The organism is Chlorobium sp. N1, from assembly GCF_004332115.1.
Taxonomy (GTDB): domain Bacteria; phylum Bacteroidota; class Chlorobiia; order Chlorobiales; family Chlorobiaceae; genus Chlorobium.
The window spans coordinates 261,049-273,743 of sequence record NZ_SJPA01000002.1; the positions used below are offsets into that span (position 1 = coordinate 261,049).

Genomic DNA, 12,695 nt, shown 5'->3' on the forward strand with positions numbered 1-12,695 from the left:
TTCCATGCATGAGATTCTACGGGGAGGCTTCCGGGGGAGCTCCGCCGGACGGGGGATCTGTAGTGAACACACGGTCCTGGAACCGCAAATCGACCGTCTCGTACCTACCAAAACCTTTCTTCGAAACAACCTGTCGCCAGAATATCTCGAATTTTTCCAACTTTTCCTTGAGCGCCCCGCCGTTGCCGACAATAAAACGGGCCGGATCCCCGGCGACCGTGAAATAACTCTTCCCTCCCCTGTCGAAATGGAAGCTGCGGACCAGCAGTGCGGCGTGGCGGGTGGAGTCCAGCGCATCGACGAAATGCCTGACGATCTTCTCCGAACCGGCGTCGATCCTGCCGAACCCCTGCTTCACCGGCAGGACCGTCCCGACCCCCGTCACCCTGAGCAGTCCCCTGAAGCGCGTTCCCTCGAGCATCCTGCGGGGCATCAGCGCCCCGCCGCGGTCTATGGCCAGCTCCTCGCCATCGATCCGGGTGAAGGCCATCGGGCGGCGCTCCCGGAGCGTGATGCGCAGGATCCCGTTCATCTCCCGGCCGACCACGGCGTCCTTCACCCAGGGTATCGAAGCGACCCTCCCGGCCACCTCTGCGGTATCGACACCATCCATCGGGCGGCCGATCCAGCGCGAAAGGGCGGAGCGGACGTCCCCGCCGGCAACGATGTCGGTTCCCTCCACCACGATGGTGCGGACCCTCACCCCCTCCTTCCACGACGAGGCGCTTTTCCAGAGCCACCCGAGCAGGATGAGGACCGGAATGAACACCAGAAGAAACGCCGTTCCGCCTCCTCCCTTCCCGGGAGCGGGAGCCGCCGCGCCGGCAGCTCCGGAAGCGCTCTCTTTGGGGGAATCAGTCATAAGAAACGACAGTTTCGTTGTTATTACAACAGCTCTCTGAAATAAATCTTCACGACTTGTGGCCAAGGCGGAAGGCGACGGAAAGAATCACTTCGCCCTGCCCCATCCCGTCGGGTTTCACCCGGCGCGCCTCGCCGTTGCGGAACAGCTCCAGCCACTCGACCTGCCCGAAAAGCCCGGAGCAGTAGGAGCAGCACCGCATGCTGAGCGCCCCGCCGAGGCTCCCGTCGGCGTGGCCTTCGGGGGCATGTTCCTTCAGGCCGAGTTCGGGGTGCAGATCAGCGAGGCGGGTTGCGGCTCCGGCGACGAGGCGGCCTCCCGAAAACGAGATGCCCTGCAGCGCCCGGTGCGAGAGGATGACGGCGCCGCGGTACCCGGCGCCTCCGTCGTCCAGACGCGATCCGCTGCCGACCACCATGACCGGCTGCGAACGCTGCTGGAAAAAGAGCAGGCTCCGGCAGAAGTCCTCCCGAGCCTCGGGAATGACAAGAAAGTCCGCCGGCCCTCCACGGCGGGCCACCGTATGGGAGGCGAGGGGCTCGCCGATGTGCAGGTCCCCCCTGATATGCTGCTGCATCTCCTTAATTGCCAGCATCTTCCTCCCCGCCGGAGAACCGGCCTGCGATACGGGTTGCAAGGGCGGTGATGTCGCCGGCACCCATGAAGAGCAGGATGGTCCCGCCGGGGGCCGGAGCCGCTCCCTCACGGAGCACCGCCTCCTCCAGCAGTTCGCGCTCCGCCAGATACTCGACCTGCCGACCGCCTGCCCTGCGAACCGCTTCGGCCACCGTCGAGCCGTCGACTTCGGGGAAGTCCGCCTGTTTCTCGCGTGAGGGGTAGATGGCCGAAATATAGACGCTGTCGGCGCGCGAGAGCGCCCAGCCGTACTCGTCGGCGAACTCCCGGGTGCGCGAGAAGAGGTGCGGCTGGAAGACGGCCACGACCCGGGCTTCCGGCCAGCCGCTCCGGGCGGCCTTCACGGTGGCCTTCACCTCGGAGGGGTGGTGGGCATAGTCGTCGACGACCAGGAGCCCCCCGGCTCCGCGGTACTTCACCTGGAAACGCCGGCGCATGCCGCTGTATCGGCCGAGCCCGAGAATGAGCCGTTCCGGATCCAGGCCGAGCTCGAGGCCGGTGGCGAAGGCCGAGAGGGCGTTCAGGACGTTGTGGCGTCCGGGCACCCCGAGCCGCACGCCGGGATAGGCGGTACCGAAGGCGGTGAGGGTGAAGGTGGCGCTGCCGTGGTCCATTTCGATGTCGGAGGCCGTAACGTCCGCCGGCTCCTCGATGCCGACGGTGGTGATGCGGCGGTTCAGCGAGCCGACGATCCTGCGGATCTCGGGCCAGTCGACCGAGCAGATCACGCGGCCGTAGAAGGGAACCTTGTCGGCGAACTCGATGAAGCATCGCTTCAGTTCCTCAAGGGTGCCGTAGGTGTCCATGTGTTCCGACTCGAGGCTGTTGAGCACCGCGATGGTGGGGGTCAGCTTGAGGAACGCGCGGTCGTACTCGTCGGCCTCGATGACCATGTAGCGGCCCTCGCCGACGACCGTGCTCCCCTTCAGGTAGTCGGAGACTCCGCCGATCATCACCGTGGGGGACTCCCCGGCCTCCATCAGCATCGTGGCGATCATCGCCGTGGTGGTGGTCTTGCCGTGGGTTCCGGCCACGCAGATGCCCGACTTGTAGCGCATCAGCTCGCCGAGCATCTCGTCGCGCTTGACGACGGGGATGCCCTCCTTCATCGCCTCCGAGATCTCGACGTTCTCGTCCGCCCTGACGGCCGAGGAGTAGACCACCACGTCGCAGCCGGAGACGTTGCCGGCCTCGTGGCCGTGGTGGATCGCGGCGCCGAGCTGCCGCAGCTTCTCGGTCACCTCGCCCGCCATGAGGTCGGAGCCGCTGACGGCGAAGCCCGATTTGAGAAGGAGTTCGGCAATGGCGCTCATGCCGGCGCCGCCGATCCCGACGATGTGCACCCGTTTGGTCTTTCCAAGTTCCATGTAGCTGTCGTTTTGTGTGTGCGTCCCGTTAGTGTTCTTCGGCCAGTAGGATGATGCGCTCCGCGAGCCGTCGCGCCGCATCCGGCGCCGAGAGCCTCCCGGCCTCCTCGCCCATCGAGGCAAGCCGGGCAGGATCGCCAAGCAGGGCGGCGACCCGCTCCAGAGAGGCGTCCGAGCCGAGCTCGCTGTCGTCGATCAGCAGCGCCGCCCCGGGTGTGCTGAGCGCAAGGGCGTTGTGGCGCTGGTGGTCCCCCGTCGCGTGGGGATAGGGTACGAGCACCGAAGGCTTGCAAAGGTTCGTCAGTTCGGCGATGCTCGAGGCCCCCGCACGGCAGAGCACGAGATCGGCAGCCGCGTAGGCCGAACCCATATCCTCGATGTAGGGACCGATCCAGAGGTTCCCCGACGGCGAAGCCTCTTTGCCGATCCGCTCGTAATCGAGCACGCCGGTCTGCCAGATGAGATTCGTCCCGCAGGTCAGCCGGGCGAGCCCCCGGAGGACGGCGTTGTTGATGGAGCGCGCCCCGCGGCTCCCCCCGAAGACGAGGAGGGTCGGCAGGTCGGGATCCAGCCCTAAACGGAGGCGCGCATCCCGCGGATTTTCGGAAGCGAAGCTGCGGGCGGGGTTGCCGGTAAGGTGGACCCCGCTCTTCTTCGGGAGATGCCCCCCGGCCTCCCGGAACGCCACGTGCACCTCCCGCGCCATGAGCGAAAGCAGGCGCGTCGTGACGCCGGGGAAGGCGTTCTGCTCCTGGACCAGGGTCTTCTTTCCGAGCAGCTGGGCGGCCAAAAGGACCGGCGCGCTGACGAAACCTCCGGTGCCGACTACGACGTCCGGCCGCTCGCGGCGGATGAGGGCGGCCGCCCTGAAGAGGGAGAGGGCGAAGTCGACGAGCACCCCGATGTTCGTCGCAAGGGCCGAAAGCGAACGGCCCCGTTTCAGGCCGCGGACCGGGATGAGGTGGAGCGGGTAGCCGAGCCGCGGCACCTCCGTGGCCTCGATGCCCGACGGGGTGCCGGCGAAGGAGAAGCGGACGGAGGGCACCCTCTCCTTCAGCTCGGCTGCCATGGCAATGGCGGGATAGAGGTGGCCCCCGGTGCCCCCTCCTGCGAAGAGTACGTTCATGGGCGGCTCCAGTCCGACAGCTCCGTCGGCGGTTCGTTGGAAGGATCCGGAACGGGTGCGGCGGCGGCCTCCTTTTCGAGCATCCGCTTGCGGTAGCGGGAGATGCTCAGCAGGATGCCCACGCCGAGCGAGTTGAACAGCAGGGCGGTGCCGCCGTAGCTGATGAACGGCAGGGCCACGCCGGTCGTCGGGATGAGGTGGCAGGCCACGGAGATGTTGATGAAGGCGAAAAGCGTGATGGCGATGGTGATGCCGAGCGCGACGAACCGCCCGAAGAGGTCGGGGGCGTGCTTGGCGATGATCAGCCCGCAGATGAAGAAGCCCGCGAAGAGCAGGATGACCGAGACGGCGCCGATGAACCCGTACTCCTCGCCGATGACGACGAAGACGAAGTCGTTGTAGGAGAGCGGGAGGTAGAGCTCGCGCTGCTTCGAGGCTCCGATACCGAGCCCGAGGAGGCCTCCGTTGCCGAGACCGATGAGGGCCTGCACCACCTGGTAGCTCAGCCCCTTCGGGCTGTCGCTGAAAAAGGAGACCAGGCGCGCGATGCGGTAGGGTGCGGCAAGCGCGTAGGCGATGGCTGCGGGGATGACCATGGCGCCGGTCGCCAGGAGGTAGCGGAGGTTGACGCCGCCGGCGAACATGAGCGAAAAGCCGAGGATGGTGATGAGCGATGCGGTGCTGAAGTTCGGCTCGAGCGCCACCAGCACCGAGACGGCAAGCAGCAGCGCCAGCATGGGGTAGTAGCCGGTATCGAGGTCCCGCACGTCCCCCTCCTTGTCGCTGATGAATCGGGCGAAGCGGAAGATCAGGGCGTACTTGGCAAGGTCGGAGACCTGGAACTTCACCGGCCCGACGCCGATCCATCGTGCGGCGCCGTGGATGACCCCCACCACCTTCAGGAGGAGGAGCGCCGTCAGGAGGATGATGCTGGCGAGATAGAGCAGGCGGCTGATCTTCGAGAAGAAGTGGTAGTCGAAATGGCCGACCACGAGCACCACGGCCACTCCGGCGACGGTGAAGACGACGTGTCGCATGAGGAAGTACTCGCTGTTGGAGAACTTGGTCTCGGCCCATCCGGCCCCGCTGCTGTAGACGACCACCACGCCGATGCACATCAGCACCGCGACGATGAAAAGCAGCAACTTGCCGGCGACGGCCTCGCCGCGCGACTGTGGGATGCCGACGCCCTCCGTCCTCATGGCTCCAGCCCTCCTACGAGTTCCTTGAAGCGACGGCCCCGTTCCTCGAAGTCCCGGAAGAGATCGAAACTCGCGCATCCGGGGGAGAAGAGCACCGTACGGCCCTCTCCGGCACCCCCTGCGGCTTCCCGGACGGCCTCCTCGAGCGTTTCGGCCTCCACGACCGGCACGAGGGCGCTGAACGCCTCGGCCACCTTCCGGCGGGACTCGCCCATGGCGACGACGAGGTCGGCCTTCGAGCCGACGAGCGGTGCGATCGAGGAATAGTCGTTGCCCTTGTCGCGCCCTCCGGCGATCAGGACGATGCGGCCGGGAACGGACTCGAGCGCCTGGCGCATGGCGTTGAGGTTGGTCGCCTTCGAATCGTTGATCCAGTCCGAGCCCATCCTGCGGGCGACGAACTCCTGGCGGTGCTCGACGCCGGGGAACTCCCTGAGCGCCCTGAGCGCGGCGGCCATGTCAAGACGGAGTGCGCGTGCGAGGGCCAGGGCGGCCAGGGCGTTGCTGTCGTTGTGGTTGCCGCGGAAACTCCCCTTGTGGAACTCGTCGACGTGGATCAGCCGCTCCCCGCCGGCAACCACCCATCCGTCCTGCAGGTGGACGCTACCGTCGGGCTCGCCCCCGACCGGCCCCGCCGTCGAGAACGGCACCACGGCGAAGGCAAAGCCCCCTCGGCCGAAGTGCTCGCGCAGGATCGGGTCGTCGGCGTTGTAGACGAGGGTCCCGGCGTGGCCGAGATTGCGCGTGATGCGGTACTTGGCCTCGGCGTAGCGCATGATGTCGCCGCCGTACCGGTCCAGGTGGTCCGGGGTGATGTTGGTGATGAGGGCCGCCTCGGGACGGAAGTCCAGGCAGCGCTCGAGCTGGTAGCTGCTCAGCTCGACGACCGCGATGTCCTCCGCCTCCATCCGCTCGGCCATGGAGGCGAACGGGATGCCGATGTTGCCGACCCCGTAGGAGCGGTGCCCCCGCTCTCTTCCGTCGGCATCGCACATCCGCTCGACGAGGGTGGAGGTCGTCGTCTTGCCGTCGGTGCCGGTGATGGCGGCGATGCGGGCGCGGCAGAACCATGAGGCCAGCTCGATCTCGCTGACAATCGGAACCCGGCGCGCCTCGAGCTCCTGGATGAGCGGTGCGGAGGGGGGAATGCCGGGGCTGACGACGGCGAGCTCCGACTCGAAGACCGCATCGCTGTGCCCTCCCGTCTCGATGTCGGCGCCGGCCGAGCGCAGCCGCTCCATCACGGCCGGATCCAGCGGTCCCTTCTCCGAGAGCAGCACCAGCGCCCCGTGGTGCAGGAGCAGCTCCGCGGCGGCGATGCCGCTGCGTCCGGCGCCGATCACCGCCACCCGCCTGCCGCAGAGAGTCCTTTCTTTCATCGCAGCTTCAGGGTCATGAGGCTTGCAAGGAAGAAGACGATCGTGACGATCCAGAACCGGATGACGATCTTCTGCTCGGCCCACCCCTTGAGCTGGAAGTGGTGGTGGAGCGGCGCCATGAGGAAGATCCTCCGGCCCTGGCCGAAGCGCATCTTCGTGTACTTGAAATAGAGCACCTGCAGCGAGACCGAGAGCGTCTCGAGGAAGAAGACCCCGGCCATCACCGGCAGCAGAAGCTCCTGCTTGATGAGCAGGGCGATGACGCCGATGCCGCTGCCGAGCGCGAGGGAGCCGGTATCGCCCATGAAGATCTCGGCCGGGTTGGAGTTGAACCAGAGGAACCCGACGGAGGCCATGACGAGGGCCATGCAGACCACGGCGATCTCGCCTCCGCCCGGGATGAACGGAATGCTCAGGTAGGTCGCATAGACGGCGTTGCCGGCCAGGTAGGCGAACCCGCCGAGGCCGAAGACCACGATGGCGGAGCTGCCGGAAGCGAGTCCGTCGAGGCCGTCGGTGAGGTTGACCGCGTTGGAGAGGGCGGTGATGATGAAGATGACCACGGGGATGTAGAAGTAACCGTAATCGATCGTGAAGTGCTTGAAGAACGGCACGGCGGTCTCGCTCATAAGCACCGAGAAGGCGGGGTCGAGACTGGTGTAGATGCCGACGACGAGCCCGAGCGCCACCTGGGCCAGGAGCTTCCAGCGGGGAGAGAGCCCGCCCTTGATCTTCAGCACCACCTTGCTGTAGTCGTCGACGAAACCGACGGCCCCCATCCAGAGGACGGCGAGCATGATCAGCCAGACGTGCGGATCGTCGAACTTCGACCAGAGCAGGACGGAGACCTCGAAGGAGAAGATGATGAGCAGGCCGCCCATGGTCGGCAGGTCCTTCTTCTTCCGGTGCTCCGGCGGCGCCTCCTCCTTGACCGGCTCGATGAAGCGCGAGCGGAGATAGGCGATGAAGGCCGGACCCGCAAGCAGGGTGATGAGCAGAGCCGTAATGGCCGCCGCGCTCGCCCTGAAGGTAAGGTACTCGACGACGCCGAGGCCGGGTGGGCTGTAGGCCTGGTTGATGGAGTGGAGGAGGTAGTAGAGCATGGATGTCTGTTCAGCTTGTTGGTGTACCCTGTTTCAGCCCGAGGAGCAGGTCGCCGGCCGTCTGCTCGAGACGCATGCCCCTCGATCCCTTGAAAAGCACCGTATCGCCCGGCCGGACGCATTCGCGGAGAGCCCGGAGGAGCTCATCCCTGGCGCCGAAGCTCCCGCGGCAGGCCCCTTTGCACTCTCGGCAGGCGAGGGCGGCGAGCTCTCCGAAGGTGAAGAGCATGTCGACCGGTCGGGCGGCAAGATAGCGGCCGATCAGGCGGTGCTCCTCTTCGGCCGTTGCCCCGAGCTCGAGCATGTCGCCAAGGACGGCGATCCTCCGGCCTCGGGAGGGCATGTCGAGAAGGGTGTCGATGGCCAGGCGCATCGAATCCGGGTTGGCGTTGTAGGTATCGTTGATGACGGCGACCCCGCCCTCTTCGGCAAGTTCAAGCCGCTTCCAGCCCGCTTCGGGAAGCAGCCCCTCGAGCCCCTCGCGGACCTGGCGCGGCGAAAGGCCGAAGTGCAGGCCGACGGCGGCGGCCGCGACGGCGTTCAGGGCGTTGTGCCTTCCGGTCAAGCGCAGCGATACCGGTTCGCGGTGCTCTCCGCAGGCAAGCGTGAAGGAGACCCTGCCGCCATCGCCGACCGTGACCGACTGCGCGCTGCAGATCCTCCCCTCCGCACTGCCGGTGCCGTAGGGAAAATGGCGCCCGGGATCGGTTGAGGCATCGGCGAGGCGGGGATCGTCGGCGTTGACGAAGATCGTGCCGCCGGAGCGGTCGAGCCACTCGTACAGGACCCGTTCGGCCCGGGCGACGCCGTCGAGGTCGATGAGGAACTCGAGGTGCTCGTGGCCGATGTTGGTGAGCAGGCCGTCGGTCGGCCGGGCGATGGAGACGAGCAGCTCCATTTCACCGGGATGGTTGATGCCCATCTCGACGACGGCGATCTCGGTGTCGCGCCGCATGCCGAGCAGCGTGAGGGGAACACCGAGGTGGTTGTTGAGGTTGCCGCGGCTCACGTGGATCCTGAATCCGGTCCTGAGGACGGCCGCCGTCATCTCCTTCGTCGTGGTCTTGCCGTTGCTGCCGCCGATGCCGACGACCGGAATGGCGAAGGTGTCGCGGTAGATGGTGGCGAGCTGCTGCAGCCCCCGCTCCGTATCATCCACCACGATATAGGCCTTCGAGGGCGGCGGGAGGGGACTGCCCTCCGTGCGGTGCCATTCGGCCGAAACCATTGCGAAATCGGCGCCGCGCCGGAACACCTCGCCGACGTATCGGTGGCCGTCGGTGGATTCGCCCCTGAGCGCGATGAAGATCCCGGGGCCGTCCATCGCCCGCGAGTCGATCGCCGCAAGGGGATCGGCCACCTCCCGGCGGGGAGGGGCTGCGGGGTCCATGACGAGCTCGCCGCACTGCCGGAAATCATCCCACGTCAACACGCCCTTCATGCGTTCGTCTCCTCTTTCGGGTTCAGGCCGCTCTCGAGCACCTCGCGGTCCGAAAAATGCTCCCGCCTTCCGCGGGCTTCCTGATAGGTTTCATGGCCCTTGCCGGCGACGAGCAGTACGTCCTGCCGCCGCAGCATCGCGACGGCCGCCCGGATGGCCTCCGCCCGGTCGGTGATGCGCAGGTGGCCTCGTTTCTCCATACCCGCTTCGATTCCGTCGAGGATCGCTTCGGGATCCTCGTCACGCGGGTTGTCGCTGGTGATGACGACCCGGTCGGCCAGCTCCGCGGCGATTCGGCCCATCTCGGGCCGTTTCAGGCGGTCGCGGTTCCCCCCGCATCCGAAGACGACGACGAGCCGCCCGTCCGGAGGAAGGAGGGCGCGCAGGGCGGAAAGCGCCTGGCGGAGCGCGTCGGGGGTGTGCGCGTAATCGACGATGGCCGTGCCCCGGATGGCGGGCCCCTCGACCCGCTCCATCCTCCCTTCCACCCCCTGGAGGGCCGGAACGGTTGAGACGATTGCTTCGGCTGACAGGCCGAGGGCGTGCGAAGCCGCGGCGGCCTCGAGCAGGTTCATCACGTTGAAGCGGCCCGGCAGCCGGTACTCGGCCTCCAGCTCCGCCACCCCGGGAAACGACAGCCGTACCCTCGAGGAACCGGCGGACTCCCCGGCGAGGAGTGCGCCGTAACTGCTGCCGCAGCGCATGCCGCGGAACGGATGCGCCTCGAGCGAGCAGCAGGCGCGCTGGTCCTCCGGCACCCGGGCCGCCATGAAGGCCGCTTTCGGATCGTCGACGTTGAAGACCCCCATGCCGCCCGGCGCCAGCTGGTCGAAAAGCCTGCGCTTGGCTTCGGCGTAAGCCTCCATCGAGGGGTGGAAGTCAAGGTGGTCGGGCGTCAGGTTGGTGAACACCGCAGCGTCGAAGGCCAGGCCGTGCACCCGGCCGAGCTCGAGCGCGTGGGAGGAGACCTCCATCACCACGGCGCGGCTGCCGGCATCCACCATCATGCGCAGGAGGCGTTGCAGCCCGTGCCCCTCCGGGGTGGTGCGCTCCAGCGGGAACTCCCGGCCTCCGACGATGGCCTTCCCGGTTCCGACGTATCCGCAGGGGAGGCCGTTCATGGAAAGGATGGAGGCGATGAGGCGCGCCGTCGTGGTCTTGCCGTTCGTGCCCGTCACGCCGACGACCTTCAGGCTCCGTGCCGGATGGCCGTAGCAGGAGGCTGCGGCAAGCGAGAGCGCGCGGCGGGCGTCCGGCACCCTGATGCACACCGCACCGCCGGTGCCGATGCCCCCGGGAAACTCCTCAGAGAGCACCGCGACGGCGCCCCGCTCGACCGCCTGGGCGATGAAGCGCCGGCCGTCATCGGCGAACCCCCTTACCGCCACGAAGAGCGCACCCTCTTCGACCTCCCGCGAATCGTTCGTGACCGATCGCACCCTCACCCCTTCGGGCCTTCCGGCCTCGAGCTCGTAGGCTCCCAGCTCCCCGAGGATCTCCGGGAGGGGGACCGGCTGCATGCCGACGGGCTGGGCGCTGGCGTTCATGAAGGATTCCTGTTCTTTGTTATGGGGGCAAGCCTCACCCGGACCGCCGTCCGCCCGTCCACTTTCGTTCCCGGCGCCGTGTCCTGGCTCTCGACGAGCCCGTCGCGCGGACCGCGGTGCTCCATATGCAGGCCGAGCCATTTCAGGAGGCGTTCGGCCTCCCCCCTCGACATCCCCCTGAGCTCCGGCACCGCCACCGTTTCGATCCGGCGGAGCTCGGCCTGCTCGCTCGAACGGATGGAGAGGTTTTCGCGCATCTCGGCCGAGCAGGCGATCATCCTCGAGGCGATGGAACGGAACGAGGGCGCTGCGACGGTGGACGCATAATACGCCGGTTTGGGATCTTCGACAAGCACGATTATCGCATAGCGGGGATCTTCTACCGGGAAGTATCCCACGAACGAGGAGACGTAGACCTTGTTGCGGTAGGAGCCTCCGGTGAAACGCTGTGCCGTGCCGGTCTTGCCGGCCACGCTGATACCCCGGAGAGAGGCGCTCACCGCCGTACCGCTGTCGACGACCGCCTTGAAATACTCGCGGCTCATGTACTCGGCCGTCCGCTCCGACATCACCCGCCCGACCCGTTTCGGCTCGTAGCGCCGGACGGTATGGCCCGAGGCGTCGGAAATGCGCCGGACGACGAACGGACGCATCAGCTCACCGCCGTTGGCCATGGCGGCATAGGCCTGCAGGATCTGGATCGGGGTGGTCGTCACCTCGTAGCCGTACCCCATCCACGGCAGGGTGGTGCCGCTCCACTTCTCGAGCGGCTTGACATTGCCGGCAATCTCCCCGACGAGGCCGATGCCCGTTCTGCGGCCGAACCCGAACCGGTCCACGTACTCCTTGAAGGCCTCGTTCCCGAGCTCCATGGCGGTGCTGGCCGCGACGACGTTGCTCGAGTACATGATGGCCTCGCGGAACGTGATGTCGCCGTAAGGCTCATGGTCCCGCACCCTGCGGTTGTAGACCGGCAGGACGCCGTTATGGGCGAACACCATGTCCTCGGCCCTGCGGCCGAGCTTCTCCGTGGCCGCCGCCGCCATGACGATCTTGAAGGTCGAACCGGGCTCGAAGCTGTCGGTCACCGACCGGTTCCTGGCCTTCTCGGGGGTCCAGGTCGAACGGTCGTTGAGGTTGAAGGTAGGGTAGTTGGCCATGGCGAGCACCTCGCCCGTCCCGACTTCCATGACGATGCCGGTCGCGGCCGCCGCGCTGTAGCGCTCGACGATGCCCGAGAGTTCGTCCTCGACGATGCTCTGGATGTCGGCATCGATGGTGAGCTCGACGGTATTGCCCGGAACGGCCGCCTCCTGCCGGGCGTCGGGCGCGGGATAGCGGTTCCCGGTCGCGGTGCGCTGGTAGATGGTCGTGCCGTCGGTGCCGCGCAGCTCTCTGTCGAGCCCGAGCTCAAGGCCGCTGGTGCCCTTGTTGCCGCTGCCGGTCAGGCCGATCACCTGCGAGGCGACGTTCAGGTAGTAGCGCTGGTGTTCGCGATCGCTCCAGACGCCCGGGATCTTCTCCTTCAGGAGGGGGAGCGCCTTGGCGATGGGTACCTTGCGGCCGAGCACGGCGTTGCCGCGGCGGCGGCGAAGCTCCTTGAGGTAGGAGTCCCTGCTGCCGCCGAGATGGCGGGCGAAGAGGGTGGCGATGTGCAGGGAGTTGTCGAAGGTCTTCTGCTTGCGTGTGCGGCGGTCCCTGACCGGACGGCCCCTGTCGTCGAAGAGCGGTGTCTTCCGCACGATCTTCGGGTCGGCGTAGAACGAGACCGATTCGATGCTCTCGGCGAGCATCCTGCCGTGACGGTCGAGGATGTCTCCCCGGCGGGCCGTGCTGGTGACCACTCGCTCGTACTGGCGGGACGCCTTCTCGCGGTAGGTCGAACCGTTGAGGATCTGGACCTTGAAGAGCATGGCGATGATGGCCGACATGAACAGGGCGAAGACGAGCATGAGGACGCCGATCCTCCTGCCGAACCCCCTGTCGACCTCAGCCGTCCCCTGCCGCTCCTCGTTCATGCTCGTTCTCCCTC

At 67.0% G+C, this 12,695-nt stretch carries 10 protein-coding genes; all 10 read right to left on the reverse strand.

The window, feature by feature from the left end:
- Positions 1-16 precede the first annotated feature (16 nt).
- Genes E0L29_RS04630 through E0L29_RS04675 form a run of 10 tightly spaced genes read right to left on the reverse strand, consistent with a single transcriptional unit; the run spans position 17 to position 12,681 of the window.
- The gene (locus E0L29_RS04630; RefSeq protein ID WP_131355393.1) at positions 17-862 is read right to left on the reverse strand and encodes an FtsQ-type POTRA domain-containing protein; all 846 of its coding nucleotides are present in this window, start codon (positions 860-862) and stop codon (positions 17-19) included.
- A 49-nt stretch (positions 863-911) separates the two neighbouring features.
- Positions 912-1,457, reverse strand: a complete 546-nt coding sequence (locus E0L29_RS04635) for an FAD-binding protein (protein ID WP_131355397.1) — start codon at positions 1,455-1,457, stop codon at positions 912-914.
- Complete coding sequence (gene murC, locus E0L29_RS04640) at positions 1,444-2,865, reverse strand: UDP-N-acetylmuramate--L-alanine ligase (RefSeq protein ID WP_131355400.1); 1,422 nt, start codon at positions 2,863-2,865, stop codon at positions 1,444-1,446. Before murC ends, E0L29_RS04635 begins: the two co-directional genes overlap by 14 nt.
- Before the next feature lie 28 nt (positions 2,866-2,893).
- Positions 2,894-3,991, reverse strand: coding sequence for an undecaprenyldiphospho-muramoylpentapeptide beta-N-acetylglucosaminyltransferase (gene murG / locus E0L29_RS04645; RefSeq protein WP_131355403.1), 1,098 nt, complete (start codon positions 3,989-3,991; stop codon positions 2,894-2,896).
- Positions 3,988-5,193, reverse strand: a complete 1,206-nt coding sequence (locus E0L29_RS04650; RefSeq protein ID WP_242664280.1) for an FtsW/RodA/SpoVE family cell cycle protein — start codon at positions 5,191-5,193, stop codon at positions 3,988-3,990. Before E0L29_RS04650 ends, murG begins: the two co-directional genes overlap by 4 nt.
- A complete protein-coding gene (murD, locus tag E0L29_RS04655; protein WP_131355407.1) occupies positions 5,190-6,572 on the reverse strand; it encodes a UDP-N-acetylmuramoyl-L-alanine--D-glutamate ligase in 1,383 nt (460 codons plus the stop codon). The genes E0L29_RS04650 and murD overlap by 4 nt, the downstream gene beginning before the upstream one ends.
- Positions 6,569-7,675 carry a phospho-N-acetylmuramoyl-pentapeptide-transferase gene (mraY, locus tag E0L29_RS04660; protein ID WP_131355410.1) on the reverse strand — a complete coding sequence of 369 codons (1,107 nt, stop codon included), beginning with the start codon at positions 7,673-7,675 and terminating at the stop codon, positions 6,569-6,571. The genes murD and mraY overlap by 4 nt, the downstream gene beginning before the upstream one ends.
- 10 nt (positions 7,676-7,685) lie before the next feature.
- Positions 7,686-9,116: a UDP-N-acetylmuramoyl-tripeptide--D-alanyl-D-alanine ligase gene (murF, locus tag E0L29_RS04665; protein ID WP_131355414.1), complete on the reverse strand. Its 1,431-nt coding sequence runs from the start codon at positions 9,114-9,116 to the stop codon at positions 7,686-7,688.
- Positions 9,113-10,663, reverse strand: a complete 1,551-nt coding sequence (locus E0L29_RS04670; RefSeq protein WP_131355417.1) for a UDP-N-acetylmuramoyl-L-alanyl-D-glutamate--2,6-diaminopimelate ligase — start codon at positions 10,661-10,663, stop codon at positions 9,113-9,115. The genes murF and E0L29_RS04670 overlap by 4 nt, the downstream gene beginning before the upstream one ends.
- Positions 10,660-12,681, reverse strand: coding sequence for a penicillin-binding protein (locus E0L29_RS04675; protein ID WP_131355420.1), 2,022 nt, complete (start codon positions 12,679-12,681; stop codon positions 10,660-10,662). Before E0L29_RS04675 ends, E0L29_RS04670 begins: the two co-directional genes overlap by 4 nt.
- Positions 12,682-12,695: the final 14 nt, after the last annotated feature.

Coding starts and splice junctions, on each gene's coding strand:
- murC (WP_131355400.1), bottom strand. CDS start 2,865: ATGGAACTTGGAAAGACCAAACGGGTGCACATCGTCGGGATCGGCGGC.
- E0L29_RS04670 (WP_131355417.1), bottom strand. CDS start 10,663: ATGAACGCCAGCGCCCAGCCCGTCGGCATGCAGCCGGTCCCCCTCCCG.
- E0L29_RS04630 (WP_131355393.1), bottom strand. CDS start 862: ATGACTGATTCCCCCAAAGAGAGCGCTTCCGGAGCTGCCGGCGCGGCG.
- E0L29_RS04650 (WP_242664280.1), bottom strand. CDS start 5,193: ATGAGGACGGAGGGCGTCGGCATCCCACAGTCGCGCGGCGAGGCCGTC.
- E0L29_RS04675 (WP_131355420.1), bottom strand. CDS start 12,681: ATGAACGAGGAGCGGCAGGGGACGGCTGAGGTCGACAGGGGGTTCGGC.
- mraY (WP_131355410.1), bottom strand. CDS start 7,675: ATGCTCTACTACCTCCTCCACTCCATCAACCAGGCCTACAGCCCACCC.
- E0L29_RS04635 (WP_131355397.1), bottom strand. CDS start 1,457: ATGCTGGCAATTAAGGAGATGCAGCAGCATATCAGGGGGGACCTGCAC.
- murF (WP_131355414.1), bottom strand. CDS start 9,116: ATGAAGGGCGTGTTGACGTGGGATGATTTCCGGCAGTGCGGCGAGCTC.
- murD (WP_131355407.1), bottom strand. CDS start 6,572: ATGAAAGAAAGGACTCTCTGCGGCAGGCGGGTGGCGGTGATCGGCGCC.
- murG (WP_131355403.1), bottom strand. CDS start 3,991: ATGAACGTACTCTTCGCAGGAGGGGGCACCGGGGGCCACCTCTATCCC.